We start from the raw sequence: 26,161 nt of genomic DNA on the forward strand, positions 1-26,161 counted from the left end.
AGCCCGCACTGATCCGGTTGAACCAGCTCTGGCCCTTGCCGCTGCGCAGGTAGCGCGCGGCACCATGGGCGCCGAGTCCATAGGCCAGTTTGCACAGCAGGTCGAGCACGGTCCAGGTGGCGATCATGATCAGCAACTGCGGCAAAAAGGCCTGCTGGGCACTGAGAAACTGCGGCAGGAAGGCAGCGAAAAACAGGATGTCTTTCGGGTTGCTGGCGCCCAGCACAAAGGCCCGGCCAAACAGCGCACGAAAACGCGGGGCGGCGGCCACGTGCGGCACGTCGGCACCGAGTGACGGCTGCCGCGATTGCTGCCAGCTCTGCCAGGCGAGGTAGAACAGGTACAGCGCGCCGACGATCTTCAGGGCGCTGAACAGCTGCTCCGAGGCCAACAACAACGCGCCCAAGCCCAGCGCCGAGGCGCTCAACAGGCAGATCGAAGCAATCACCCCACCGAGAAAGGCCGGGTACGAACGGCGCAGGCCGTAGTTCAAGCTGTTGCTGATCATCAGCAAGGACAGGGGGCCGGGGATCAGGATCACCACCAGCGCAGCGCCGCTGAACAGCAGCCAGGTTTCCACACTCATTGCATTCCTCCATTCGTACAAAAGCCCCACCCGACGGGGTGAGGCTGGGTCAAGCGGGTTGGCCTACAGGAACGCGAACTTGGCGATAAAGATCGCGCACAGCACCCACAGGCTGATGGAAATTTCCTTATGTCTACCGGTGCCGGCCTTCAGCGCCACGTAGGTGATAAAACCCAACGCGATGCCATCGGCGACGGAAAAGGTCAGGGGCATCATGATCGCCGTGACGATCGCCGGAATGCTGTCGGTGGCGTCGTCCCAATTGATATGGGCCATGCCGCTCATCATCAGCATCGCCACATAGATCAACGCGCCGGCGGTGGCATAGGCCGGAATCATGCCAGCCAGCGGGGCAAAAAACATCGCCGCAATAAACAGCACACCCACGGTGACAGCGGTCAGCCCGGTACGGCCACCGGCGGCAACCCCGGCGGCGCTTTCCACGTAACTGGTGACGGGTGGCACGCCGACCATGGCGCCGAACACGCTGGAGGCGCTGTCGGCTTTCAGGGCGCGGGAAAGGTTTTCGATCTTGCCGTCGGCATTCACCAGGCCTGCGCGCTGGGCCACGCCCATCAGGGTACCGGCGGTGTCGAACATGTGCACAAACAGGAACGCGAACACCACGCTGATCATGCTGACGTTGAACACGCCCATCACGTCCATGGCCATCCAGGTCGGCGCCAGGCTCGGCGGAGTGGCCATGATGCCGTGGTACTCCACCAGGCCCAGGCCCCAACCGGCGAGGGTCACGGCGATGATGCTGATCAGGATCGCGCCGAATACCCGGTGGTAGCTGAGGATCGCAATCAACAGGAAGCAGATGGCCGCCAGCAGCGGGGCGGGCTCATGCAGGGAACCGAGCTTGATCAGGGTGGCCGGGCTTTGCACGATGATGCCGGCGGTTTTCAGGCCGATCACCCCGAGAAACAGCCCGACACCGGCGCCCATGGCGTGGCGCAGGCTCACCGGAATACTGTTGAGCAGCCACTCGCGAATACGCGAGAGCGTCAGGATCATGAACAACACCCCGGAGATAAACACCGCACCCAGTGCAGTCTCCCAGTTGTAGCCCATGGTCCCGACCACGGTGTAGGTAAAAAACGCGTTCAGGCCCATGCCCGGTGCCAGGCCCACTGGCCAGTTGGCGTACAGGCCCATCAGCAGGCAGCCGAGTGCCGCGGCGATGCAGGTGGCGACAAACGCCGCGCCATGATCGATGCCGGCGTCGGCCATGATGTTGGGGTTGACGAAGATGATGTAGGCCATGGTGATAAACGTCGTGAGGCCGGCGATCAGCTCGGTCTTCACTGTGGTGCCATGCAAGCGCAGTTTGAACAGGCGTTCCAGCCAGCCGTTGTGGGGTGGCGATAGGTCCAGCGTAGGGGCTTCGGATTTGCGGCTTTCCACAGCAAGTACTCCTCAAGAGTTTTATTGTTATTTCCAGCGCCGGACACATGAGTGGGCAGCAGCGCTTTGAGGTACCAGCGGGTTTTGTTGACCAATAGGTCAGGAACTCGCACGAAGCGAATTATGCTTTTGTATACAAATAAAGCAAATAATGTTTTCTATTTTGTGTGCGAAAGGGGATGAAAGGCAATTCAGGATTGGCCACTGAGTGCCTTGTTTACCGCCAGCCAGCCTTCTACCGCCGTCTCGCCTGCCTCGGCAAACGCCCGTTGCAGCAGCTTTACCTGTTCTCGCCGCAGCGATTGTTCGAAACGCCGGCCTTCCTCGGTCAACTCCAGCAGGCGCTTACGCTTGTCGGTCTCGGACGCCACGCTGTCCACCAGGTGCATTTCCTGCAGTTGGCGCAACGGCATGTTCAGCGCCTGTTTGCTCACGCCGAGCAGTTCCAGCAGCTCCTTGACGCTCAAGGCCGGGTAGCGCGCGATAAAAAACACGATGCGTTGATGCACCCGGCTCAAGCCGCGGCGCTCCAGCATTTCGTCAGCCTTGGCGGTGAACGCCTGGTAGCCGAAGAAGAAGGCTTCCATGGCGGTTTGCTGGCTGGTCTGGTTTTTAAGGTCAAGCATATTGACGTATCTGCCCAAGTCGTCGTAATTTCGGTCAAGCAGTTTGACGTATTTTCCCCAGGCTTTGCTACCGGTGACCCTTATGGCCTTCTCAGAACGTGTTTCGCGTCTTAAAAGCTCCCTGATCCGTGAAATCCTCGCGGCGGCGCAAAAGCCGCAGGTGATGTCCTTCGCCGGTGGCCTGCCGGCCGAAGTGATGCTGCCCACGCTGGATTGGGAAGGCATGCCGCTGAATATCGGCCAATACGGCATGAGCGAAGGCGAGCCACAGTTGCGTGAATTGCTGGCGGCCGAGGCGCGGGTGCTGGGTATCGCCTGCGATGCGCGCCAGGTCATGGTGGTCAGCGGCTCCCAGCAAACCCTGGACCTGGCGGCCAAGCTGTACATCGACAAGGGCACCAAAATCCTCTTGGAAGGCCCGACTTACCTTGCTGCATTGCAGATTTTCCAATTGTTCGGCGCCGATTGCCTGACCGTACAGCTTGAGGCGGACGGTCCGGACCTCAGAGCCTTGCGCAGCAGCCTTGAGCAGCATCGCCCGTCCTTCGTCTACCTGATCCCGACGTTCCAGAACCCTTCGGCGGTGCGCTACAGCGATGCCAAGCGCGAGGCCGTCGCCGCGTTGCTGGACGAGTTTGGCGTAACCCTGATCGAAGACGAACCCTACCGCGAACTGACCTTCGACGGCGGCAGCGCGCAACCCATCGTCAGCCGACTGAAAAAGGCCAGCTGGATCTACACCGGCACCGTATCCAAGACCTTGTTGCCCGGCCTGCGGGTCGGCTACCTGATCGCCAGTCCGGACCTGTTCCCGCACTTGCTCAAACTCAAGCAGTCAGCCGACCTGCACACCAACCGCGTTGGCCAGTGGCAGGCGATGCAATGGATCGGCACCGAGAAATACCAGCATCACCTGGTAGAGTTGCGCAGCTTTTACCGAGGCCGGCGCGACGCTTTCCAGGCTGCACTGGCGCGGCATTTCAGCGACCTGGCCGACTGGCAAATACCCCAGGGCGGATTATTCTTCTGGCTGACCTTGAAACAGCCGCTCGATACCCGCACCTTGTTGGCACCTGCGCTCGACCAGGACATCGCGTTCATGCCCGGTGAACCGTTCTTTTCCGAGCCGGACAATCATCACGGTCACCTGCGGCTCAATTTCAGCCATATCGACCCGGCGCGCTTGGACGAAGGTCTCAAGCGTCTCGCTGCGGTGGTCCGTCAAGCACAGCACGCGCAAGCGGCATAGGGGAGCCTCCATGTACAAGGTCTACGGCGATTACAAATCGGGCAACTGCTACAAAGTCAAACTCATGCTCAGCCTGTTGGGCATCGACTATGAGTGGATCGATGTCGACATCCTGAAGGGCGACACCCAGACCGCGGAGTTCCTGGCCAAGAACCCCAACGGCAAGATCCCGGTGCTGGAGCTGGAAGACGGCACCTGCCTGTGGGAGTCCAATGCGATTCTCAACTTCCTGGCCGATGGCAGCGAGTTCCTGCCCAGCGAACCGCGCCTGCGCACCCAGGTTCTGCAGTGGCAGTTTTTCGAGCAGTACAGCCACGAGCCGTACATCGCGGTGGCGCGGTTTATCCAGTTTTACCTGGGGCTGCCGGAAGATCGCCTGGAGGAATACAAGAAGCTGCACAAGGGCGGTTATAAAGCCCTGAAGGTGATGGAGCGCCAGTTGCAATTGACACCGTATCTGGTGGGCGACCAATTCTCGATTGCCGACGTGGCGCTGTATGCCTACACCCATGTGGCGGATGAAGGTGGCTTTGACCTTAGCGCCTATCCAGGTGTGCAAGCCTGGTTGAAGCGCGTGGCCAGCCATCCCAAGCATGTGCCGATGCTGGGCTGAAATGCGCTCAAAAATGTGGGAGCGGGCTTGCTCGCGAAGGCGGTGTACCAGTCAGCACATGTATTGGCTGACCCACCGCCTTCGCGAGCAAGCCCGCTCCCACATTTAGTTTTGCGGTGCGCCAGGTAATTCTTCACTGAGCAACTCAAAACAGCGCTGCGCCGCTGGGCTCAACGGCTGTCCACTGCGACTGATCAACCCGATCTCCCGGTTCACCCCCGGATGATCAATGGTAATCCGCTTCAACCCCTCCAGACTGTCCGCCGCCGATTCCGGCAACACACTGATCCCCAAGCCCTGCCGCACCAACGCCAACACGGTCGACATGTAGTTGGCCTCCATCCCCGCGAGCATCGTCAGGCGTGTTTCATCGAACAACGCGTCCACCTGTTCCCGCACGCTGCTGTCGCGGCCGGTGAGGATGATCGGCTGGTCGGCCAGTTGCTCCAGGCTCAACTTTGCAAAACGAGTCAGCGGATGATCCAGCGGCACGAACGCACATAACCGATCATTCAGCACCGGCACAAACGCCAACCCGTGGCTCAGCCGCGCCCGCACACCAATACCGAAATCCACCTCGCCCGAACGCACTTGCGCATGAATGCGGTGTGCAACCAGGTCATGCAAGCGCACCTCGATCCCGGCAAAACGTTCGCGAAACAGGCGCAGGGCGGGAGGCAACGCGCCGGCGCACACGGAGGGCAGGGCGGCGATGGTCACCACGCCTCGTCGTAGCGCTGCCAGGTCACGGGAGCCGGTGACGATGTTGTCCAGGTCCAGCAACAGCTTCTCCATCGGCCCGCGTGCATCCAGCCCGGCGGCGGTGATGCTGACGTGGCGCGGGCTGCGGTCGAGCAGCGCGACGCCCAGCCATTCCTCCAGTTGCTGCACCTGCACGGTCAGCGTTGAGGGCGACAAATGCAGTTCGTTGGCGGCCTTGGTAAAGCTGCCCGTGCGGGCAACGGCGAGAAACGCCTGGATATGCTGGATCGAATTTTTCATTTTTATTTTGCTCGAGCGTTTTGTTTTTTCGAATGTGGAGTGCCGAATATTCCAATTTACAAAGCCTAACGCGATTCCAATACTCCAGGGAAAACAATAACCGGCCGAAAACGCCGTTCTGGAGCTACCCCATGCTCGCTACCCTGGGTGTCATCACCATCCTGTGCCTGCTCACTGCCGTCATGAGCAAACGCCTGTCGCCACTGGTGGCCCTGATTGCCTTGCCGATCATCGCCGCGCTGCTGGGCGGTTTCGGCCTGCAAACCAGCGCCTTCATCATCACCGGCATCAAGAACGTCGCCCCCGTGGTGGGGATGTTTGTGTTCGCGATCCTGTTCTTCGGGATCATGACCGATGCCGGCATGCTGGATCCAATCATTGATCGCATCCTGCGCACGGTAGGGACGCGTCCTACAAGGATTGTCGTCGGTACCGCGACCCTGGCGTTGCTGGTGCACCTGGACGGCTCCGGCGCGGTGACCTTCCTGGTGACGGTGCCGGCGATGCTGCCGTTGTACACGCGGCTGGGGATTGATAAACGCATCCTCGCGTGTGTGGCGGCGATGGCGGCCGGGGTCAACTTCCTGCCGTGGACCGGCCCGGTACTGCGTTCCTCGGCAGCGCTGCACGTGCCGGTGGCGGACTTGTTCCAGCCGTTGATTCCGGTGCAGATCGTCGGCCTGGTCTTTGTATTCGCCTGCGCCTGGTGGCTGGGCCACCGGGAAGAAAAACGCCTGGGCCTGGGCGCTGGTTCCAGCGTGGACGCCGTGCCGCAACGGGTGCTCAGCGACGATGACATTGCCCTGCGTCGCCCGCGGCTGTTCTGGGTCAACCTGGTCCTGACGGTACTGGTGATGGTGGTGATGATCGCCGGTTGGGTCGACCCGGTGGTGATGTTCATGCTCGGCACGGTGGTGGCGCTGTGCATCAACTACCCGAACGTCGACGCCCAACGCGCGCGGATCGACGCCCACGCAAAAACCGCCCTGACCATGGCCAGCATCCTGCTCGCCGCCGGTGTGTTCACCGGCATCATGCAAGGCACCGGCATGCTCAAGGCCATCGCCGAAGTGGCGGTGGCGCAGATTCCGGCGGGCCACGGCAAGTTGATCCCGGCGGTGGTGGGCTTCCTGTCGATGTCGCTGAGCATGCTGTTTGACCCGGATTCCTACTACTTCGGCGTGATGCCGGTGATCGCCGAAGTCGGCAAGGCCTTGGGCGTCGACCCGCTGCAAGTGGCCCAGGCCTCGTTGCTGGGCGTGCACACCACCGGCTTTCCGGTCAGCCCGTTGACGCCGGCGACCTTCCTGTTGGTGGGCCTGTGCAAGATCGAATTGGCCGATCACCAGCGCTTCACCATCCCCTTTCTGTTTGCCGCGTCGGTGTTGATGACCCTGACGGCTTTGCTCCTGGGAGTGATTTGAAATGAAAACCTTGCGCATCGGTTCCGGCGCCGGCTACTCCGGCGACCGTATCGAACCTGCGGTGGAATTGGCCGAACAGGGCGTCCTGGATTACCTGGTCTTCGAATGCCTGGCCGAACGCACCATCGCCCTGGCGCAACAGGCGCGGATCAGCGATCCACAAGGCGGTTACGACCCGCTGTTGAGTGAGCGCATGCGCCGCGTGCTGCCCTTTGTCGGCCGGTCCGAAGGGCGCCGACGCCTGCGGGTAATCACCAATATGGGCGCGGCCAATCCGGTGGCGGCGGCGGTTGAAGTGCGGCGGATTGCCAGTGAACTGGGGCTTAACCTCAAGGTGCTGGCGGTGGTTGGCGATGACGTGCTTGAGACGTTGCGTGCCCAGCCGGAGCAATTGCTCGACAACGGTCAGACCCTTGGCTCGTTGGGCGAGCGATTGATTTCCGCGAACGCCTATTTGGGCGCCGACGGCATTATCGACGCCTTGCGCGCCGAGGCCGACGTGGTGATCACCGGCCGGGTGGCAGACCCTTCGTTGTTCCTGGCGCCGCAGATGTTCGAATTCGGCTGGGCTGCGGATGATTGGCAACGGCTGGGGCGCGGCACGCTGGTGGGGCATTTACTGGAATGTGCGGGGCAGGTCAGCGGTGGCTACTTTGCCGATCCGGGCTTCAAGGACGTGGACGATCTGGCACGCCTTGGCTTTCCACTGGCCGAGATTGACGCAGACGGCGAGGCCTTGATCACCAAGGTCGCAGGTTCCGGTGGGCGGGTCAGCCGTGCCACGTGCACCGAACAATTGATCTACGAAGTGCACGACCCGGCGGCCTACCTCACACCGGACGTGTGCGCGGATTTTTCCCAGGTGGCGTTTACCGAAGAAGCCGTGGACCGGGTGCGTGCCCACGGCGCGAGCGGACGGCCACGTCCCGAAGCGTTGAAAGTCAGCGTCGGTTATCTGGACGGCTGGATCGGTGAGGGGCAGATTTCCTACGGTGGCCCGGGCGCGGTCGCTCGTGCGCAACTGGCTCGCGATGTGGTCCTGAAACGCTTGGAGTTGACCGGCGTGCGCATGCAGGACGTGCGTGCCGAATTGATCGGCGTCGACTCCCTGCACGGCCCGCGCAGCACGGTTGAACCGTGGGAAGTGCGCCTGCGCATAGCCGCCCGCTGCGCAGAACGCAGCGAGGCGGTGCGTGTCGGCAATGAAGTTGAAACTCTCTACACCAACGGCCCGTCCGGCGGCGGCGGCGCCAGCAAGAGCCTGCGCCAAGTGGTGGCGGTGGCATCGTTGCTGCTGCCTCGTCACGCGGTCAACCCGAGGATCGAAGCATGAAGCTGCACACCCTGGCCCACTCCCGAACGGGAGACAAGGGCGACACCTCGAACATCTCGATCATCGCGTATCGGTCCGAGTACTATCCGCTGCTCTGCGAGCAACTCACGGCTGAGGTGGTAGCGGCGTTTTTTGCGCCGTTGCTGGAGGCGGGCGCCGCACCGGTGCGGCGTTATGAACTGCCCAATGTGCAGGCACTGAACTTCGTGTTGCCGGGGATCCTGCGGGGCGGGGTGACGCGGTCGCTGGCGCTGGACGCCCATGGCAAGTGCCTGGGCTCAGCATTGCTGGATCTTGAATTGGCAATACCAAACTAATGTGGGAGCGGGCTTGCTCGCGAAGGCGGAGTATCAGCCACTACGTCTGTGGCTGATACTCCGCCTTCGCGAGCAAGCCCGCTCCCACACTGGATCCTCGCTGTTTGTCAGACCGCCGCAAACCGCTTGTCGAGGTAATCGATGATCACCTTGGAGTCGTACATCCAGGTGGTCTGGCCGTTCTCTTCGATGCGCAGGCATGGCACCTTGATCTTGCCGCCTTGCTCCAGCAGGGTCTGGCGGTCCTGCTCGTTGTTCTTCGCATCCTTCAAGGCCACCGGCACGTTCAGGCGGTGCAGGGTGCGGCGGGTCTTCACGCAGAACGGGCAGGCGTGGAATTGATACAGGGTCAGGTCCTTGGCCGCTGCGTTCACCTGCGCCTGTTGTTCGGCAGGGCGCTGCTTTTTGCGCGGACGGGTCAGGAAGTCGCCGGCGATGATGACATGGCCGAGGCCCACTCGAAGTGCTTTGACGAACATGGCTGAAACCTCTTGCCCTAGACTTAAGGGGGCGCAGCTTACCTGATTTTTCACAGGCGAAAAAAAACCGGCGATGAACGCCGGTTTTTCCAGGTGCCGCGTATTACTTGATCAGGCTGAGAAACTCGCTGCGGGTCGCCGCATTTTCGCGGAACTCACCCAGCATCACCGACGTGATCATCGACGAATTCTGCTTCTCCACACCGCGCATCATCATGCACATGTGCTTGGCCTCGATCACCACTGCAACGCCCAGGGCGCCGGTGACCTGCTGGACCGCATCGGCGATCTGGCGGCTGAGGTTTTCCTGGATCTGCAGGCGGCGGGCATACATATCGACGATACGCGCGACCTTCGACAGGCCCAGCACTTTGCCGCTCGGGATATACGCGACGTGAGCCTTGCCGATGAACGGCAGCAGGTGGTGTTCGCACAGCGAGTACAACTCGATGTCCTTGACCAGCACCATTTCGCTGTTGTCAGAGCTGAACAAGGCACCGTTGGTGACTTCTTCGAGGGTCTGTTCATAACCGCGGCAGAGATACTGCATGGCCTTGGCGGCACGTTTTGGCGTGTCGAGCAGGCCCTCGCGGGAAACGTCCTCGCCGAGTTGGCCGAGAATCGCGGTGTAATTCTGTTCCAGGGACATGAAACTACCTAGTGGGATTTTCGCAAAGGGCAAGGGTACGGCGGCCAACACATCGCTGCAAGCCTGACGATGGCACTTGTTACTCGTCGCGGCCTTCCATCATGGTGCGCTTGAGCATCACATACACCGCGCCAGCGCCGCCGTGACGTGGCTGGCATGAGGTAAAACCCAGCACCTGGGAGTGCTGGCGCAACCAGGTGTTGACGTGGCTTTTGATCATCGGCCGCTTGCCGTCCAGGCGCACGGCCTTGCCGTGGGTGACGCGCACGCAGCGGATTTCGAATTTGGTGGCTTCGGCGAGGAACGCCCAGAGGGTTTCGCGGGCTTTTTCGACGGTCATGCCGTGCAGGTCGAGACTACCCTCGAACGGGATCTGGCCGACCTTGAGCTTGCGCATCTGGCTTTCCTGCACGCCGTCGCGGGCCCACATCAACTCGTCTTCGGGACCTACATCGATAACGAATTGATCCGACAGGCCGTCCACGGTGGTGGCGTCCGTGCGCACGGTCGCGGCCTGGCGCAGCTTGGCGATCTGGGCGCGATCGGTCTTGGGTTTGCCGGTGTCGGCGCGATCATGCTTGATCGGCTTGACGCCGCGCAGCTCGTTCTTGAATAGGGAAAAATCGTCGTCTTGCATGTCAGCCTCCGCGAAGGGCGGGCAGTTTACCTAATCGCGGCGGCTTGATGCGCAACAAACGCTATCTGTACGCCATCAGTCGTGCTTTTTCATCAGGTGCGAAGCGATGTTCAGTGACAGCGGTTGGCGCATGCGCCGACGGCAACGGCGCCACAGCCATACGCCGAACCACAGCACCAGCAGGCCGATGACCAAGAGTATTGCAGAACCGCCAGGGCTGGCATTCAGCTCGCCCAGGGCCGGTGAGTGTCCAACCAAACCAGCGCCGCCAGCAATTGCCAGTAGTACGCCACCTATCGCCAACAGCGCGGCAAAGCCGGCGCCGATGCGCAGACGCCAGTTGCTCGGGCCCTTGGGGCGCAAGCGACGAGCATCAAAACCATCGGATATCTTCATTCCGACCTTTCCTCCAGGGTATCGGCCCTTCGACCGGAAGATACACAGGTTGTTCCGGGTACAGAGGCAATTGCAGCAAATGACAGGTATTTGCGGATGAGCGGGCGGCTACCCGCTCATCGAAGGTCGATCAGATCAGATCTTTGGTCAAGGCGAGGGTGGCGAAGTTGTCAGCCATGATGGCCATTTCAGTCTGCTGCACGTGGTCGGCGCTGAGAATGCCGCCCTTGTAAGGCAGGTCGCGGGTGGCGCAGGCGTCTTCCACCAGGGTGCAGCGAAAGCCCAGGTTTTTTGCCGCACGCACCGTGGTGCTGACGCTGGAGTGGCTCATGAAGCCGCAGACGATCAGGTCCAGGGAACCGAGGTCTTGCAGGTGTTTCTCCAGGCCGGTGCCGTGGAAGGCGCTGGGCAGCAGCTTGCCGATGATGGTTTCGTCGGCCTGTGGCTCAAGGCCAGGAATGAACTCACCGCGCTCGCCCTGAGGGTCAAACAACCCGCCGACAGTGCCCAAGTGGCGCACATGCACGATCGGGCGCCCGGCGTTGCGCGCGGCAGCCGCCAGTTGCTTGATATGTTCGACAGCAGCGTCCATGCCCGAGAGGGCGAGGGGACCACTGAGGTATTCCTTCTGGGCGTCGATGATCACGAGGGTCGCATGGTTCAGGTTCGCCGCTGCGTAACCACGACCGCTGAGTTGAAACATCGTCTTTGGAACGGACATTCTGGGGCTCCTGTGAGTGGGGCTTTTGTGACATTGTCCTCTGGCTGAGCGCTTCTGTGAATCGCTACCATCGTAAGGTACGCCGTTGTTGGCGTGCAGCGATGTCAATAGGGCACTACGTTTAGGCAAAAACCACGTTTAAGATGAAATCCGACGTGCGGCAAAGGGTTTTTTCGTACATCGTCGGTACAGCTTAAGACTGTTAGAATCGCCGGTCGTTTTTTCCAGGAGCTTGCCCCCGTGATCACTTCCCGCCTGCGCACCTTGCGCGACCACATCCGATGGGCCGTCAGCCGTTTCCATGGGGAAGACCTGTTTTTTGGCCATGGCACCGACAACGCCTGGGACGAAGCCCGGCAACTGGTGCTCGGCGCCTTGCACCTGCCATGGGAAATTGCCGACAGTTACCTGGATTGCAACCTGGAAGAAGAGGAAATCTCCCACGTGCAACGGTTGCTGCACCGCCGTATCCACGAGCGTGTGCCGACCGCTTACCTGTTGAAGGAAGCCTGGTTCTGCGGCATGTCGTTTATCGTTGATGAGCGTGTATTGATTCCCCGCTCACCGATTGGCGAACTGATCGAAAACCGCTTCGAACCGTGGCTGGGCACACCGCCGGCACGCATTCTGGACCTGTGCACCGGTTCCGGTTGCATCGGTATTGCCTGCGCCTACGAGTTCCAGGACGCCGAAGTGGTACTGGGCGACCTGTCCTTCGAAGCGCTGGAGGTGGCCAACCAGAACATCGAGCGCCATGGCGTCGATGAGCGCGTGTATACCGTTCAGGGCGACGGCTTTGATGGTTTGCCGGGCCAGCGTTTTGACCTGATCGTGTCCAACCCGCCGTATGTCGACGCCGAAGACTTTGCCGACATGCCGGATGAATACCAGCACGAGCCGGAGCTGGGCCTGGCCTGCGGTGACGACGGCTTGAACCTGGTTCGGCGGATGCTGGCCGAGGCGGCAGATCACTTGACCGAGAAGGGCTTGCTGATTGTCGAAGTGGGCAACAGCCAGGTTCACGTCGAGGCGTTGTACCCGGAAGTGGACTTCGCCTGGCTGGAGTTCCAGCGCGGCGGGCATGGCGTGTTCATGTTGACGGCCGAGCAGTGCCGGGCGCATCAGGCGGTGTTTGCCGCCAGGGTTTAACCGCTTCCAAGTGGGTAACGCGGTCAGTGTGGGAGCGGGCTTGCTCGCGAATGCGGTGGCTCAGTCAAGATATCCGGTGACTGACACACCGCATTCGCGAGCAAGCCCGCTCCCACATTTTGATCCGGTTTCAATTGATAAACCGGATTACCGATGCGTCGCAATCCAGATCAACAACCCCGCCTGAAACACGGTAAACGCCACCAGGCACGTAATCGTGAAGCGCAACCCGCTGTCTTCGCGCTTGAACTTGGTGACTTTTTCCTCTTCCTTGCGCAGTTTCACTTCCTGTTCCGCCAGGTTCTGCTCGGCCTGTTGCAGCATCTGCGCCGCTTCCAGAATCTCCACGAACTGCAGCTTTTCGGTGTTCCAGCTGTCCAGCACATCGCTGACCTTGCCCGGCTGCACGTTGCCCTTCAAATGCTGGACATCGGCGTACGCCACATCAAAGCCCTGGATACGCAGGAAGTGATCCCGGCGCAGGCGCGTGGCTTCGTTGAGGGCGTCCTTGTTGGCCAGGTCGACGCCGTCGACGCGGTAGTGCGACCACTTCTTTTTCGCCCAGGCGGCGCCCTGGGCTACCAGGAAACGGCCGATGCCGCGGTTAGCCGGCTCGATCTCCAGGCTGTTGCCCGGGCCAAAGTGCACCCGATGGGTCGCGTGATCGACCCAGATATCCAAATGGTTCTGTTCCCGGCGCACCCGCTGGCCCGGCAACTGAATGACCATGCGCAGCAGGCTGTGGTCCTTGTTGTTGCGTTCGGCCCAGCCAAACTGCACAAAGCGCAGGGGCCGCACGCCCGTGGCACGGTCGGTGGCCAAAGGGGCCAGGCGCAGCATCTTGAAATGTTCGGCCTGCACCTCCGCCCACGGTAACGCGGCCGATGCGGCGGCCTCGGTGTCAGCCGTGGTGTCGGCGGTAGGTTCGGGTGTTGCTTCGGTGTTCGTCATTCGGCGCGATCCTGTCCAAGCTCTGCGGGCCGACAGGCTTTTTGCTGTCGACCCTTGGCTTATCGGCCGTTTTGCTCAGGACTGGAGGGCAATACTCGCTTAACTGGCGCGAAGTCCGTCGATAAAGCGAACCAGGCGGGTGCCCAGTTCAGCCGCCAGCGGCAACTGCGGGTCGTTATAGGACTCCAGTTGCTGCTTCACGTTGTTGGGCACGATGCGCATCACGTGGTTCATGCCTTCGATCACCGTCAGCTCGGCGTCGGGCTTGGCCTTCTGCAATTGTTGCGCATCGGCCACGCCGACCTGCAGGTCATTGGTGCCCTGGACGATCAGCGCCGGCATGGTCAATTTGGCAAAGGCCGCCGAAGGGTCGGCGCGGAACAGGCTGATCAGATAGGGCTGCACGCTGGGGCGGAAAATGCCCTCAAGGGGTGTGGGCACATCGGCGTCCACCTGGCCGGCCTTGAGGTGATCGAGAATCTGGTTGCTGCGCAGTAACAGCGCTGGAGGCATATGGTCGGCCAGTTGCTGGCGGATCACCTGGTCCACCGGGCGCGCACTGCCCGACAGGGAGATCACCCCGGCCGGGTTGAGCTGCGGGGCGGCGAGGGCGGCCACCAGTGCACCTTCGCTGTGGCCCAGCACAATCAGCGGGCCCATGCGTGGGTCGGCCTTGAGCAACTTGCCCCAGGCCACGGCGTCGGACACGTAGGCATCCAGGGTCAGGTTGCGTTCATCGGGGGTGGCGGCAAGGCTGGCGGCCACGCCGCGCTTGTCGTAGCGCACGCTGGCGATGTTGTGCCTGGCCAGCACCCAGGCCAGGCGCTTGAGGCTGTCGTTGCGTGCGCCGTCGGCGCTGTTGCCGTTGCGGTCGGTGGGCCCGGAGCCGGCGATGATCAGCACCACCGGCACCGGCTTGTCGGATTTGGGCAACAACAGCGAACCAAACAGCTCGCCACTGCCGGTGTCCAGGCTGATGGGCCGTTGCAGCACGACAGGGGAGGCGGCGAAGCCAAGGCTGGAAAACAGAGTGAGGGTCAAAAGCAGAACTCGCAGCATCATCGCGCCATCATGAGGAAGGTGCCGGTTGGACCAACGTCTACCGGTAAGGTTTCGAGGATGAACTAGTCGGTTAGCCTGCGTATACTGGCCGCCTTAAGTTATTACGGTTGACTTGATTCAACTGATTTCACGGAGCGCCCTGCATGTCCGGCAATACCTACGGCAAGCTGTTCACTGTTACCACCGCGGGCGAAAGCCATGGCCCGGCGTTGGTCGCCATTGTCGACGGCTGCCCGCCGGGCCTCGAGTTGTCCCTGGAAGACCTGCAGCGTGACCTCGACCGCCGCAAGCCCGGCACCAGCCGCCACACCACCCAGCGGCAGGAAGCCGACGAAGTCGAAATCCTCTCCGGCGTGTTCGAAGGCCGCACCACCGGCTGCGCCATCGGCCTGCTGATTCGCAACACCGACCAGAAGTCCAAGGACTACTCGGCGATCAAGGACCTGTTCCGCCCGGCCCACGCCGACTACACCTACCACCACAAATACGGCGAGCGCGACTACCGTGGCGGTGGCCGCAGCTCGGCGCGGGAAACCGCGATGCGCGTGGCGGCCGGTGCGATTGCGAAGAAGTTCCTGGCGACCCAGGGCATCGTGATCCGCGGCTACATGAGCCAGCTGGGCCCGATCGAAATCCCGTTCAAGACCTGGGACAGCGTCGAAGACAACGCCTTTTTCTGCCCAGACCCGGACAAAGTGCCGGAGCTGGAAGCCTATATGGACCAGTTGCGCCGCGACCAGGATTCCGTCGGCGCCAAGATCACCGTGGTTGCCGAAGGCGTGATGCCGGGCCTGGGCGAGCCGATCTTCGACCGCCTCGATGCCGAACTGGCCCACGCGCTGATGAGCATCAACGCGGTCAAGGGCGTGGAAATCGGCGCCGGGTTCGATTGTGTGGCCCAGCGTGGCACCGAGCACCGTGACGAGCTGACCCCGGAAGGTTTCCTCAGCAACAACGCCGGCGGCATTCTCGGTGGCATTTCCTCCGGCCAGCCAATCGTTGCGCACCTGGCCCTCAAGCCGACGTCCAGCATCACGACGCCGGGCCGTTCGATCGATGTGCACGGCAACCCGGTGGACGTGATCACCAAGGGCCGTCACGACCCCTGCGTGGGCATCCGCGCCACGCCGATTGCCGAGGCGATGATGGCCATTGTGTTGATGGACCACCTGCTGCGCCATCGTGGGCAAAACGCCGACGTAAAAGTCAGTACTCCGGTATTGGACCAGCTGTGACCGTGGGTGGCGAGCGAGCTTGCTCGCGCTGGGCTGCGCAGCGGCCCCAAAGCCTGCAACCCGGTAGGACCTGGAGAACTGCGGCGCTTCTAGTGGGGGCGCTTCGCGACCCAGCGCGAGCAAGCTCGCTCGCCACAAGTCACTTATGCTGACGCAAGCCCTTCCATACTGGCGACTCTCCAGCTTCTACCTGTTCTATTTCGCCCTGCTGGGGGCGACGGCGCCGTTCCTGGCGCTGTACTTCGATCACCTTGGGTTCTCCAGCGCGCGCATCGGCGAGCTGGTGGCCATCCCCATGCTGATGCGCTGCGTGGCACCCAACCTGTGGGGCTGGCTGGGGGATTACACCGGCCGGCGCCTGGCCATCGTGCGCTTTGGCGCGGTGTGCACCCTGGTGAGTTTCTCGTTGATCTTTGTCAGCAAGACCTACGCCTGGCTGGCGCTGGTGATGGCCTTGCACGCGTTCTTCTGGCACGCGGTCCTGCCGCAGTTTGAAGTCATCACCCTCGCGCACCTGCAAGGCCAGACCTCGCGCTACAGCCAGGTGCGGTTGTGGGGCTCCATCGGTTTTATCCTCACCGTGGTGATCATGGGCCGCTTGTTCGACTGGCTGAGCCTGGATATCTACCCGGTGGTGGTCGTGGTGATCATGGCCGGCATCATCGGCGCCAGCCTCTGGGTGCCGAATGCGCAGCCGCCGGCCCAGGGCAACCGCCTGGCCGGTGACGGCTTTTTGCGGCAACTGCGCAGCCCCGGCGTCCTCGCGTTTTATGCCTGCGTGGCGCTGATGCAAATGAGCCACGGCCCGTACTACACCTTCCTCACCCTGCACCTTGAACACCTCGGTTACAGCCGTGGCGTGATCGGCATGTTGTGGGCGCTGGGCGTGGTGGCGGAAGTCTTGATGTTCCTGGCCATGAGCCGGATTCTCACGCGCTTTTCGGTACGCCGGGTATTGATGGCGAGTTTCCTGCTGGCCGCACTGCGCTGGTTGCTGCTGGGCTCGTTTGCCGAATTCTTCTGGGTGCTGTTGCTGGCGCAGGTGATGCACGCGGCGACCTTCGGCAGCTTCCACGCGGCGGCCATCCAGTTCGTGCAACGCAGCTTTGGTGCTCGCCAGCAAGGGCAGGGCCAGGCACTGTATGCGGCACTGGCCGGTACCGGCGGTGCGCTGGGCGCACTCTATTCAGGTTACAGCTGGAACCTGCTGGGGCCGACCCTGACCTTCAGCATTGCCAGCATCGCGGCCCTGGCCGCCGCCCTAATCATTGGCATTCGATTGCAAGAGGAGCGGCCATGAGCGGCTCCCGTGACAGAGGAAGAGTTTGATGAGCTATCTCGCGGTTTACCACGTCTGCACCCCCGACACCCCGAACAAGGTCCTGACTCACCAGGACGATATCGCCTCGACCCTGGCCGAGCTGGGTGTGGGGTTCGATCGCTGGCAGGCGGCTACCCGACTTGAGCCCGGGGCCAGCGAGGTTGAGATTATCGCGGCCTACCAGGCGCCCATCGACAAGCTGATGACCGAGCGCGGCTACACCACCGTTGATGTGCTCCGCGTCAGCAACGATCACCCACAGAAAGCCCAATTGCGCGCCGAGCGACTCGACGAACACCGCATGGCCCAAGACCACGTGCGTTTTTTCGTAGCGGGTCGTGGGCTGTTTACCTTGCACATCGAAGATTATGTGTACGCGGTGTTCTGCGAGAAAAACGACCTGATCTTGGTGCCGAGCGGCATCCCGCACTGGTTTGATATGGGGGAGAACCCGCACTTTGTGGCGATCCGCCTGTTCAGTGACCCTGAAGGGCTGGCGGTCATGCTGACGGGCGACGCGATCGCCGAGGGTTTTCCTCGGCTTGATGACTAAGTTCGTCCGGCAATGCCTCCTGAACAGGGGGCATTTTTTTAACTTCAATTCCTTCAGGTTGGAAATCGCTGTAGGAATAAACTTGAAAGTTTGTGGGTAACAGCTGTTTATCGTTGACCTTACTTGTTACTTCCACTCTTTGTGTAACTCTCTCTGGTCTCAATATTTATTCGCCTGTCAATAGGAGTAATCCGACTTCGGGCGTTACAAGACCTATATGAAGAGAGGGGCCTGCATGAGCGGTTCGGAGCCACAGGAACAACCGTCCACGCAAACGGACAGCGCGCCGGTTGCCAACCGCAAGGCGCGTGCGATGTTGTCGGGTAAACCCCTGACCCCAAAGGAACGGGAAATCCTGCATTGGGCGGTCGAGGGCAAGACGGTGTGGGAAATCAGCAGGATTCGCTCCATCTCCCAGGCCACGGTGAAGTTTCACCTGCGCAACATCTACGGCAAGTTGCAGGTGACTAACCGGGTCCAGGCCGTGAACGAGGCGGTGAAACAGGGATTGTGCAAATAAAAAAAGGCCGTGGTGCGCAACGGCACCACGACCTGTTCGGGTCCTGCATGACGGTCAAGCCGAATGGTAGGTCGGCAGGGCAAAGCGGTTCTGGCTTTGCAGCATCGAAATCTGTGGCAGGTCGCTGGCTTGTTCAGCCAGGTCGCGGCGAATGGCGCTGATGACCCACGTCAGTTGGTCGGCCGTGTGCAGTTGCTGATAAGAGATCGAACGTTTGATCTGCTTGCCTTCGCTGTTACGCAATGTCAGCAGGATGCCGCCATCAGGACGCGCCTGGGTGGTGACGTCGAAATTGGAGAACACAGAAGAAAATTTATCTTGGATCAGGCTCATGTCTATCAGCTCCGTTAGCTCATGTTTTGCAGCGTGGAGTGATAGGTGCAGTGATTGTGCCAGTACTGAATATCTTAAAAAATCGTTATAAATCAACTAGTTATAAAATTTTAAGATTTCCGGTTTCGTGCAATTTGCATGAATGGCCATCGTGCATCCTGCATTTTGCGGGGTTTTGCCAAGTGTTTCACCGCTGGCACGCAAGGCAGGTCTTCCATAGTGACCACCTGGCGGTGCGCTAAATTCCTTTTCCTTTCGGGATACAAAACTTTTCAAATCCTGCGTGTACAGCCGAAGAACGGCTGGCGTATTTTCCTGCAAGGCATTCGGCGCGGGTCTTACAGTGCGATGGGTGCCTTGAGGGTCATACGAACAATAAGAAAAAGGACGTTCCCGCCATGAACCACCCGCCAAGTGACATGATCACCTGGGGCATGATGCTGCGTAAGGTGCCCACCATTGTCCGTGCGCTGCCGCGCCTGGTGCGCGGAATCCGCGTTGCCAACATCACCGATCCCGACCAGCCGTGCGGCCTGGGCTGGACCTTTGAACAAGCCACCCAACACAACCCCGACGGCGCCGCGCTGCTGTATGGCGACACGGTGCTGAGCTACCGCCAGGCCAACCAGCAGGCCAACCGCATGGCTCACTACCTGCAGCAGCAGGGGATCGGCAAGGGCGACGTGGTGGCGTTGTTTATCGAGAACCGCCCCGAGTTGTTGCTCAGCGTACTGGCCGTGGCCAAGGTGGGCGGCATTTGCGCGATGCTCAATACCTCGCAAACCCAGACCGCACTGGTTCACAGCCTCAACCTGGTGACGCCGGCGGCCATTGTGGTGGGTGCCGAGTTGGTAGGGGCCTACGAGGCCGTGCGCAGCCAGGTGGCCATCGAGGCGGATAAAACCTGGTTTATTGCCGATCAGCAGCACAGCCATGTGCCGCCGGATTACGTCGACCTGATGGCTGCCAGCGCCGACTGCCCGGTGGAAAACCCCGCCAGCACCCAGCAGATTTTTTTCAACGACCCTTGCTTCTATATCTACACCTCCGGCACCACCGGCTTGCCCAAGGCCGGCATTTTCAAACACGGCCGCTGGATGAAGTCCTCGGCCAGTTTCGGCACCATCGCCCTGGATATGGGGCCCGAGGATGTCGTCTATTGCACCTTGCCGCTGTATCACGCCACTGGCCTGTGCGTGTGCTGGGGTTCAGCGATTGCCGGGGCGTCGGGGTTCGCGATTCGCCGCAAGTTCAGCGCCAGCCAGTTCTGGGACGATGTGCGCAAATTCAATGCGACCACCCTGGGTTATGTCGGCGAGCTGTGCCGCTACCTGATCGACCAGCCTGCCCACGGGCGCGACCTGGATAACCGGGTGACGAAGATGATCGGCAACGGCCTGCGCCCTGGGGTTTGGGCTGAGTTCAAGCAGCGCTTTGGCGTTGATCATATCTGCGAGCTGTACGCCGCCAGTGACGGCAACATCGGCTTCACCAATGTGCTGAACTTCGACAACACCATCGGCTTTTCCCTGATGCACTGGGCACTGGTGGACTACGCCCATGACAGCTGTGAGCCGATTCGCGGCGCCGACGGTTTCATGCGCGAAGTGCCCAAGGGGGGCCAGGGGCTGCTGCTGGCCAGGATCGATGACAAGGCACCGTTCGACGGCTACACCGACCCCGAGAAGAACCGCAAGGTGGTGCTCAGCGACGTGTTCGAGAAGGGCGACCGTTATTTCAACACCGGCGACCTGTTGCGCAATATCGGCTTTGGCCACGCCCAATTCGTTGACCGGCTGGGGGACACCTACCGCTGGAAAGGTGAAAACGTCTCCACCACCGAAGTCGAGAACATCTTCCTGCAGCACCCGCAGATTTCCGAAGTGGTGGCCTACGGCGTGGAGATTGAAAACACCAACGGCCGCGCGGGCATGGCGGCCATTACGCCTGCCGAATCCCTGGCTTCCCTGGACATGCGCGAGTTGCTGACGTTCGCCCACGGGCAATTGCCCGCGTATGCGGTGCCGTTGTTCCTGCGGATCAAGGTGAAGATGGAAACCACGGGCACCTTCAAATACCAGAAGGTGAAACTCAAGGAGGAAGCGTTCGACCCGGGCAAGGCCGGTGATGATCCGATCTTTGCCTGGCTGCCTGGGTCGGACAGTTATGTGCCGGTCACGGGGCAACTGTTGGCGGATATCCAGGCGGGCAAGTTCCGTTATTGATTCTGCCTATCGCCGCTTTTGGGAAAAAAGGCATGACAGTGGGGAACTCCATCGCGAGACTGGGCGCCTTATGAAACACCAGACAAGGAGCCCCACATGTCAGACCAAGCCAAACAAATGACCGAAGACGAAGCCGCCGAATTTGCCGAGCAGGTGTTCGACGTGGCGCGCAAAGGCGATGCCGCGATGCTGGCGGCGTTGCTGGCCAAGGGCTTGCCGCCGAACCTGCGTAACCACAATGGCGATACGCTGTTGATGCTGTCGGCCTACCACGGCCATGTGGACGCGGTGAAAGTGCTGCTGGAATTCAAGGCCGACCCCCAGATTGCCAACGACAAGAACCAGCTGCCGATTGCCGGCGCGGCGTTCAAGGGCAACCTGCCGGTGGTCAAAGCGTTGATCGAAGGCGGAGCGTTGGTCGAAGGCGCATCCTCTGATGGTCGCACCGCCTTGATGATGGCGGCGATGTTCAACCGTACCGAAATGGTGGACTACCTGATCAGCCAGGGCGCCAATCCCAAGGCCACCGATGCCCAGGGCGTGACCGCGCTGGCAGCGGCCCAGACCATGGGGGCGGTGGATACGGCGGCGCAGTTGCAAAAACTGGTGTAGGCTTTGCGCCCTCAAAATCAGCCCCGCCACAGGACCACCCCATGAAAACCGCACTCGTCGAACTCATCAGCAAAATCAGCTCCGGCTGCATGAGCGAACCCGAGATCGCTAGGGTGGCTGACGAAGCGGCCCAGGCCTACGCCGATCCCGACGCTTTCCTGGCCGCCAACCCCGACATCAACTACGACGACACTTTCCCGATTTCCCTGGGCGAGTGGATCGTTGTTGGCAGTCTGCCAGACACCGTGCTGTTCCAGGCCGACACTTACCAGGACCTGTTCGCCCAGATCGTCGCCTCCTTTGGCCCCGGCGTGGCGTTCAACCTCAAGCCCAAGCAACTGGCCAAGACCGAAGCCCTGACCGCGCTGAACCGCATCCAGATCCAGATGAGCGCCCTCAACCCGGAGAACGGCGGCTACGTGCTGATGAACTTCAGCCAGTTGCTGGACGACGAGATCCAGGCTGTGCTGGTCTACGGCGACGACGTGCCACGGGTGCTGGAGTTGTGTGCCGAAGTCGGGATCAAGGGCGAACCCTCCCTGGAAGCCCTGCGGGTTGCGGTACACGTCTGAAATAAAACGGAACCACCGGCCACGGCTGACTATCCTAAGCAGGCAAGCCCTCACTTAGGAGCGACACCATGGGTTCCACTTTTAATGGTCTGATCGGGTTGATCATCCTCGCGCTGGATATCTGGGCGATCATCAACGTGTTCAAAAGCGGCGCGAGTACCGGCGCCAAAGTGTTGTGGATCCTGTTGATCCTGCTGCTGCCGGTACTGGGCTTGATCATCTGGGCGATCGCCGGGCCGCGCGGTAACGTGCGGATCTGATCCAAACAACGCTATCCAGAGCGGGCACAGTAAGTGTGGGAGCGGGCTTGCTCGCGAATACGGTGTAACAGTCACCTGATGTATCGACTGATTTACCGTATTCGCGAGCAAGCCCGCTCCCACATCTGTTTCCGTACGCCCGTTATTGTGTTTCGAGATATTCGCTGTACAAAATTTTCACATTCCATCCAAGACAATTCGCCGGCTATTTCCCCTGTCGAGTGCTCTAAAACGAGTGCCCACCTACTGCAGGAGTGAGTAATCAATGGCGTTGCCGGCGTTGATCGGGCACCATTTGCGCCATTGCGTTCACCGTCTACCCCAGCCTGCCTGGGCGAGGGCGGGGCGCCGCTGTATTCATTCGCAACTTAAACTTCCAATGGGTCCTAAAACGACATGGCAAACCCGGACGCCCTGAATCAGCAGCGAGCTTCTAATCGCTTGCTGCAACCGACCGTCAAATCCCATCTGGCGTACACGCTGCTTTGTGCCTTGATCATGATGGTGATGTTCTCCCTGCTGCGCCTGGCGCTGCTGGTCTACAACCGCGAGATGATCCTCGACACACCGGCCTCGACTTTCCTTGAAGCGTTCGCCAACGGCCTGCGCCTGGATATCCGCCTGGTGATGTACGTGCTGGTGCCGTTGCTGCTGGCGTTGTTCAGCGTACGGGCCATGGCGGCGCGCGGGTTCTTCCGCTTGTGGCTGACGGTCGCGTCCAGCATCGCGCTGTTCCTGGGCCTGATGGAAATGGACTTCTACCGCGAGTTCCACCAGCGCCTCAACGGCCTGGTCTTCCAGTACGTGAAGGAAGACCCGAAAACCGTGATGAGCATGCTCTGGTACGGTTTCCCGGTGGTGCGCTACCTGCTGGCCTGGGCCGTGGGTACGCTGATCCTGAGCATCGCCTTCAAAGGCGCCGACCGTGCAACGCGCCCACGCGGCCCGTTCAGCGGTGGCAGCATCGGCACTCGCCAGGTAGCGCCGTGGTACACGCGCATCGCGGTGTTCGTGGTCTGCCTGCTGGTCGCCGTGGTCGCCATCCGTGGCACCCTGCGCCAGGGCCCGCCACTGCGTTGGGGCGACGTGTACACCACCGACTCGAACTTCGCCAACCAGTTGGGCCTCAACGGTACCTTGTCGCTGATTGCGGCGGCGAAATCGCGCTTCTCCGAGGAGCGTTCGAACATCTGGAAAGCCACCCTGGAGCAGCCGCTGGCCACCCAGACCGTGCGCGACATGCTGGTATTGCCGACCGAGAAACTGGTCGACACCGACACCGCCGCGGTACGCCGTGACTTCACGCCGCCGGCCGAGAAGACCCTGCCGATCAAGAACGTCGTGGTTATCCTGATGGAAAGCTTCGCCGGTCACTCGGTGGGCGCCCTGGGCCGCCCGGGCAATATCACGCCGTACTTCGACAAACTGTCCAAGGAAGGCCTGCTGTTCGACCGCTTCTTCTCCAACGGCACCCACACCCACCAGGGTATGTTCGCCACCATGGCCTGCTTCCCGAACCTGCCGGGTTTCGAATACCTGATGCAGACCCCGGAAGGCAGCCACAAGCTGTCGGGCCTGCCGCAGTTGCTCAGCGCCCGCAAGTTTGACGACGTGTACGTCTACAACGGCGATTTCGCCTGGGACAACCAGTCGGGCTTCTTCAGCAACCAGGGCATGACCAACTTCATCGGGCGTAATGACTTCGTCAACCCGGTGTTCTCGGATCCAACCTGGGGCGTGTCCGACCAGGACATGTTCAGCCGTGGCCTGGAAGAGTTGAAGGCACGTGAAGGCGGCAAGCCGTTCTATGCGCTGCTGCAAACCCTGTCCAACCACACGCCGTACGCGTTGCCGACGCCATTGCCGGTCGAGAAGGTCACCGACCGTGGCAGCCTCAACGAGCATTTGACGGCCATGCGTTACTCCGACTGGGCCTTGGGCCAGTTCTTTGAAAAGGCCCGCAAGGAGCCGTACTTCAAGGAAACCCTGTTCGTGATCGTGGGCGACCACGGCTTCGGCAACGAGCAGCAGATCACCGAGATGGACCTGGGCCGCTTCAACGTGCCGATGCTGATGATCGCACCGGGCATGCAGGAGAAGTTCGGCGAGCGTGACCACACCGTGGGCACCCAGATTGACATCGTGCCGACCATTATGGGCCGCCTGGGCGGTGACACCCTGCACCAGTGCTGGGGCCGTGACCTGCTCAACCTGCCGGAAGGTGACAAGGGCTTTGGCGTGATCAAGCCGTCGGGCAGCGACCAGACCGTCGCCTTGCTCACCGGTGACCGCGTGCTGGTACTGCCCAAGGAAATGCCGCCGAAGTTGTGGGAATACGAACTGGGCGCCAACCCGACCGGGAAAGTGATTCCAGAATCGCCGGACGAGGCTGCGTTGAAGCAGAAGCTCGAATCGTTCCTGCAGACCGCTACCAAGAGCCTGCTGGACAACACTGCCGGTGTAGTGGACGGCAAGCCGGACTAAACACCCGCGCATAAAAAAAGAGGCCTTTCAAGGCCTCTTTTTTTTGCACGCTGGAACGCGTTATATCTTGCCGAGCAACAACAGAATCAACAGCACTACCAACACAGTACCGAGAATACCCGATGGCCCGTAACCCCAGTTACGTGAGTGAGGGAACACTGGAAGACCGCCGACCAGCAGGAGGATCAGAATAATGATAAGAATGAGGCTCATGTTTTGTTTTCCTTATTGTCTTCTGAAAAGACCTGTTATTTAACGAATAGGCCCGACAACTGATACGGACGCCTTAATAACTCCGACCAATGTGTTTGGCAGAAAATTCCGTGTTTTTTTAAAGCTTTTCGCTAACTTGCTTATTTCCTTTAACCCCGTTGCAAATAACCGCCCTTAGTTCAAATAAATGGAACTTGGCGGGTTTCCCGCTATCCGACCCGGCCCACGGTTTGCCTGGGGCATTCAGCAGTCTGATGGTGCGTGGGTGCGGGAAAAACCTTCGCTACACTGCGGCTCACTTCTTCCGTGAACCACAAGGCTACTTTCCTATGCAAAATCGCATGATGATCACCGGCGCCGGTTCTGGCCTGGGTCGCGAAATCGCTCTGCGCTGGGCCCGTGAGAGTTGGCAGCTGGCCTTGTCGGACGTCAGCGAAGCGGGCCTGCAAGAAACCCTCAAGCTTGTACGCCAGGCCGGCGGTGACGGTTTCACCCAGCGCTGCGACGTGCGCGACTACAGCCAGCTCACCGCGTTCGCACAGGCCTGTGAGGAAAAGTTCGGTGGCATCGACGTGATCGTCAACAACGCCGGTGTCGCATCGGGCGGGTTCTTCAGCGAACTGTCCCTGGAAGACTGGGACTGGCAGATCGCGATCAACCTGATGGGCGTGGTCAAGGGCTGCAAGGCATTCCTGCCGCTGCTGGAAAAGAGCAAGGGCCGCATCATCAACATCGCGTCCATGGCCGCCCTGATGCAGGGCCCGGCCATGAGCAACTACAACGTGGCCAAGGCCGGCGTGGTGGCGCTCTCGGAGAGCCTGCTGGTGGAACTCAAGCAACAGGAAGTCGGCGTGCATGTGGTGTGCCCATCCTTCTTCCAGACGAACCTGCTGGACTCGTTCCGCGGGCCGACGCCCGCGATGAAAGCCCAGGTGGGCAAGCTGCTGGAAAGCTCGCCGATCACCGCCGCAGAAATCGCCGACTACATCTACCAGCAAGTGGCGCAAGGGCAATTCATGATCCTGCCCCACGAGCAGGGGCGCATGGCCTGGGCATTGAAACAGAAGAACCCGCAACTGCTGTATGACGAGATGACCGTGATGGCGGACAAGATGCGGGCGAAAGCTCAGTCGCAGGCGGTAAAAGGTTGAATTTCAGGTGAGCACCTGATGTGGCGAGGGCTTGTTGTGGCGAGGGAGCTTGCTCCCGCTGGGGTGCGAAGCAGCCCC

Annotated in this window: 29 protein-coding genes; 16 read left to right on the forward strand and 13 right to left on the reverse strand. The window is 60.9% G+C overall.

Going from position 1 to position 26,161, the window contains the following annotated elements; all coding sequences use genetic code 11:
- The 3 genes from JV201_RS09010 to JV201_RS09020 form a co-directional block, all read right to left on the reverse strand.
- Positions 1-586: LysE family translocator (locus JV201_RS09010; RefSeq protein WP_219406767.1), on the reverse strand; the 586-nt coding region annotated here is incomplete at its 3' end.
- Positions 587-649: 63 nt separating this feature from the next.
- On the reverse strand, positions 650-1,996 hold the full coding sequence (locus JV201_RS09015) for an NCS2 family permease (protein WP_219406768.1): 1,347 nt from the start codon (positions 1,994-1,996) through the stop codon (positions 650-652).
- A 191-nt stretch (positions 1,997-2,187) separates the two neighbouring features.
- Entirely contained in the window at positions 2,188-2,622 is a 435-nt protein-coding gene (locus JV201_RS09020; RefSeq protein WP_003212841.1) for a MarR family winged helix-turn-helix transcriptional regulator, read from the reverse strand.
- A gap of 82 nt (positions 2,623-2,704) precedes the next feature.
- Between JV201_RS09020 and JV201_RS09025 the strand changes: the two genes are divergently transcribed.
- Both JV201_RS09025 and JV201_RS09030 read left to right on the forward strand, forming a co-directional pair.
- Positions 2,705-3,871: a PLP-dependent aminotransferase family protein gene (locus tag JV201_RS09025; RefSeq protein ID WP_003212839.1), complete on the forward strand. Its 1,167-nt coding sequence runs from the start codon at positions 2,705-2,707 to the stop codon at positions 3,869-3,871.
- A gap of 10 nt (positions 3,872-3,881) precedes the next feature.
- On the forward strand, positions 3,882-4,484 hold the full coding sequence (locus JV201_RS09030; RefSeq protein ID WP_008432197.1) for a glutathione S-transferase family protein: 603 nt from the start codon (positions 3,882-3,884) through the stop codon (positions 4,482-4,484).
- 105 nt (positions 4,485-4,589) lie between these two features.
- Here the strand turns inward: JV201_RS09030 and JV201_RS09035 are convergent, their stop codons facing one another.
- Positions 4,590-5,486: a LysR family transcriptional regulator gene (locus JV201_RS09035; RefSeq protein ID WP_219406769.1), complete on the reverse strand. Its 897-nt coding sequence runs from the start codon at positions 5,484-5,486 to the stop codon at positions 4,590-4,592.
- Between the two features lie 131 nt (positions 5,487-5,617).
- On the opposite strand from JV201_RS09035, the gene JV201_RS09040 reads away from it, so the two are divergent.
- From JV201_RS09040 to JV201_RS09050, 3 genes are read left to right on the forward strand one after another with little or no spacing between them, the layout of a single operon-like run.
- The gene (locus tag JV201_RS09040) at positions 5,618-6,910 is read left to right on the forward strand and encodes a CitMHS family transporter (RefSeq protein WP_219406770.1); all 1,293 of its coding nucleotides are present in this window, start codon (positions 5,618-5,620) and stop codon (positions 6,908-6,910) included.
- Position 6,911: 1 nt separating this feature from the next.
- Positions 6,912-8,243: an acyclic terpene utilization AtuA family protein gene (locus JV201_RS09045; RefSeq protein ID WP_219406771.1), complete on the forward strand. Its 1,332-nt coding sequence runs from the start codon at positions 6,912-6,914 to the stop codon at positions 8,241-8,243.
- Positions 8,240-8,560, forward strand: coding sequence for a hypothetical protein (locus JV201_RS09050; RefSeq protein WP_219406772.1), 321 nt, complete (start codon positions 8,240-8,242; stop codon positions 8,558-8,560). Before JV201_RS09045 ends, JV201_RS09050 begins: the two co-directional genes overlap by 4 nt.
- A 107-nt stretch (positions 8,561-8,667) precedes the next feature.
- Here JV201_RS09050 and JV201_RS09055 read toward each other — a convergent pair whose 3' ends face one another.
- The 5 genes from JV201_RS09055 to JV201_RS09075 form a co-directional block, all read right to left on the reverse strand.
- Positions 8,668-9,039 carry a glutathione S-transferase N-terminal domain-containing protein gene (locus JV201_RS09055; RefSeq protein ID WP_063031984.1) on the reverse strand — a complete coding sequence of 124 codons (372 nt, stop codon included), beginning with the start codon at positions 9,037-9,039 and terminating at the stop codon, positions 8,668-8,670.
- A gap of 103 nt (positions 9,040-9,142) precedes the next feature.
- Positions 9,143-9,688: a GTP cyclohydrolase I FolE gene (gene folE, locus JV201_RS09060; RefSeq protein WP_003204506.1), complete on the reverse strand. Its 546-nt coding sequence runs from the start codon at positions 9,686-9,688 to the stop codon at positions 9,143-9,145.
- 79 nt (positions 9,689-9,767) lie between these two features.
- Entirely contained in the window at positions 9,768-10,325 is a 558-nt protein-coding gene (locus JV201_RS09065; RefSeq protein ID WP_003213135.1) for a Smr/MutS family protein, read from the reverse strand.
- A gap of 75 nt (positions 10,326-10,400) precedes the next feature.
- A complete protein-coding gene (locus JV201_RS09070) occupies positions 10,401-10,721 on the reverse strand; it encodes a hypothetical protein (protein ID WP_003213133.1) in 321 nt (106 codons plus the stop codon).
- Positions 10,722-10,851: 130 nt separating this feature from the next.
- A complete protein-coding gene (locus tag JV201_RS09075) occupies positions 10,852-11,442 on the reverse strand; it encodes a cysteine hydrolase family protein (RefSeq protein ID WP_003213131.1) in 591 nt (196 codons plus the stop codon).
- Between the two features lie 240 nt (positions 11,443-11,682).
- On the opposite strand from JV201_RS09075, the gene prmB reads away from it, so the two are divergent.
- A complete protein-coding gene (gene prmB / locus JV201_RS09080; protein WP_003213129.1) occupies positions 11,683-12,591 on the forward strand; it encodes a 50S ribosomal protein L3 N(5)-glutamine methyltransferase in 909 nt (302 codons plus the stop codon).
- Between the two features lie 147 nt (positions 12,592-12,738).
- Here prmB and JV201_RS09085 read toward each other — a convergent pair whose 3' ends face one another.
- Together JV201_RS09085 and JV201_RS09090 are read right to left on the reverse strand one after the other, a co-directional pair.
- The gene (locus JV201_RS09085) at positions 12,739-13,542 is read right to left on the reverse strand and encodes a hypothetical protein (RefSeq protein WP_003213127.1); all 804 of its coding nucleotides are present in this window, start codon (positions 13,540-13,542) and stop codon (positions 12,739-12,741) included.
- Positions 13,543-13,641: 99 nt separating this feature from the next.
- Positions 13,642-14,604 carry an alpha/beta hydrolase gene (locus tag JV201_RS09090; protein ID WP_003213124.1) on the reverse strand — a complete coding sequence of 321 codons (963 nt, stop codon included), beginning with the start codon at positions 14,602-14,604 and terminating at the stop codon, positions 13,642-13,644.
- 143 nt (positions 14,605-14,747) lie between these two features.
- On the opposite strand from JV201_RS09090, the gene aroC reads away from it, so the two are divergent.
- The 4 genes from aroC to JV201_RS09110 all read left to right on the forward strand — a co-directional run bounded on the left by aroC (position 14,748) and on the right by JV201_RS09110 (position 18,233).
- Positions 14,748-15,839 (forward strand): chorismate synthase, encoded by a 1,092-nt coding sequence (gene aroC / locus JV201_RS09095; RefSeq protein ID WP_219406773.1) that lies wholly within the window; start codon positions 14,748-14,750, stop codon positions 15,837-15,839.
- Between the two features lie 148 nt (positions 15,840-15,987).
- A complete protein-coding gene (locus tag JV201_RS09100) occupies positions 15,988-17,139 on the forward strand; it encodes an MFS transporter (protein WP_177009504.1) in 1,152 nt (383 codons plus the stop codon).
- Between the two features lie 28 nt (positions 17,140-17,167).
- Complete coding sequence (locus tag JV201_RS09105) at positions 17,168-17,713, forward strand: acireductone dioxygenase (RefSeq protein WP_003216782.1); 546 nt, start codon at positions 17,168-17,170, stop codon at positions 17,711-17,713.
- A gap of 235 nt (positions 17,714-17,948) precedes the next feature.
- Entirely contained in the window at positions 17,949-18,233 is a 285-nt protein-coding gene (locus JV201_RS09110; protein ID WP_003216779.1) for a response regulator transcription factor, read from the forward strand.
- A 54-nt stretch (positions 18,234-18,287) separates the two neighbouring features.
- Here JV201_RS09110 and JV201_RS09115 read toward each other — a convergent pair whose 3' ends face one another.
- Positions 18,288-18,566, reverse strand: a complete 279-nt coding sequence (locus tag JV201_RS09115) for a DUF3509 domain-containing protein (protein WP_003216777.1) — start codon at positions 18,564-18,566, stop codon at positions 18,288-18,290.
- A 398-nt stretch (positions 18,567-18,964) separates the two neighbouring features.
- On the opposite strand from JV201_RS09115, the gene JV201_RS09120 reads away from it, so the two are divergent.
- The 5 genes from JV201_RS09120 (at position 18,965) to JV201_RS09140 (ending at position 24,719) form a co-directional block, all read left to right on the forward strand.
- Positions 18,965-20,791, forward strand: coding sequence for a long-chain-acyl-CoA synthetase (locus tag JV201_RS09120; RefSeq protein ID WP_219406774.1), 1,827 nt, complete (start codon positions 18,965-18,967; stop codon positions 20,789-20,791).
- Between the two features lie 96 nt (positions 20,792-20,887).
- Entirely contained in the window at positions 20,888-21,403 is a 516-nt protein-coding gene (locus JV201_RS09125) for an ankyrin repeat domain-containing protein (RefSeq protein ID WP_010176046.1), read from the forward strand.
- A 41-nt stretch (positions 21,404-21,444) separates the two neighbouring features.
- A complete protein-coding gene (locus tag JV201_RS09130) occupies positions 21,445-21,975 on the forward strand; it encodes a hypothetical protein (protein WP_219406775.1) in 531 nt (176 codons plus the stop codon).
- Positions 21,976-22,043: 68 nt separating this feature from the next.
- Entirely contained in the window at positions 22,044-22,235 is a 192-nt protein-coding gene (locus tag JV201_RS09135; protein ID WP_003172956.1) for a PLDc N-terminal domain-containing protein, read from the forward strand.
- 396 nt (positions 22,236-22,631) lie between these two features.
- Positions 22,632-24,719 (forward strand): LTA synthase family protein, encoded by a 2,088-nt coding sequence (locus JV201_RS09140; RefSeq protein WP_008433215.1) that lies wholly within the window; start codon positions 22,632-22,634, stop codon positions 24,717-24,719.
- Between the two features lie 60 nt (positions 24,720-24,779).
- On the opposite strand, the gene JV201_RS09145 is transcribed toward JV201_RS09140, so the two are convergent.
- Positions 24,780-24,932 (reverse strand): DUF3309 family protein, encoded by a 153-nt coding sequence (locus JV201_RS09145; protein WP_003216767.1) that lies wholly within the window; start codon positions 24,930-24,932, stop codon positions 24,780-24,782.
- A gap of 329 nt (positions 24,933-25,261) precedes the next feature.
- Between JV201_RS09145 and JV201_RS09150 the strand changes: the two genes are divergently transcribed.
- Entirely contained in the window at positions 25,262-26,083 is an 822-nt protein-coding gene (locus JV201_RS09150) for an SDR family oxidoreductase (protein WP_219406776.1), read from the forward strand.
- Positions 26,084-26,161: the final 78 nt, after the last annotated feature.

It is taken from the genome of Pseudomonas sp. Colony2 (assembly GCF_019382755.1).
Taxonomy (GTDB): domain Bacteria; phylum Pseudomonadota; class Gammaproteobacteria; order Pseudomonadales; family Pseudomonadaceae; genus Aquipseudomonas.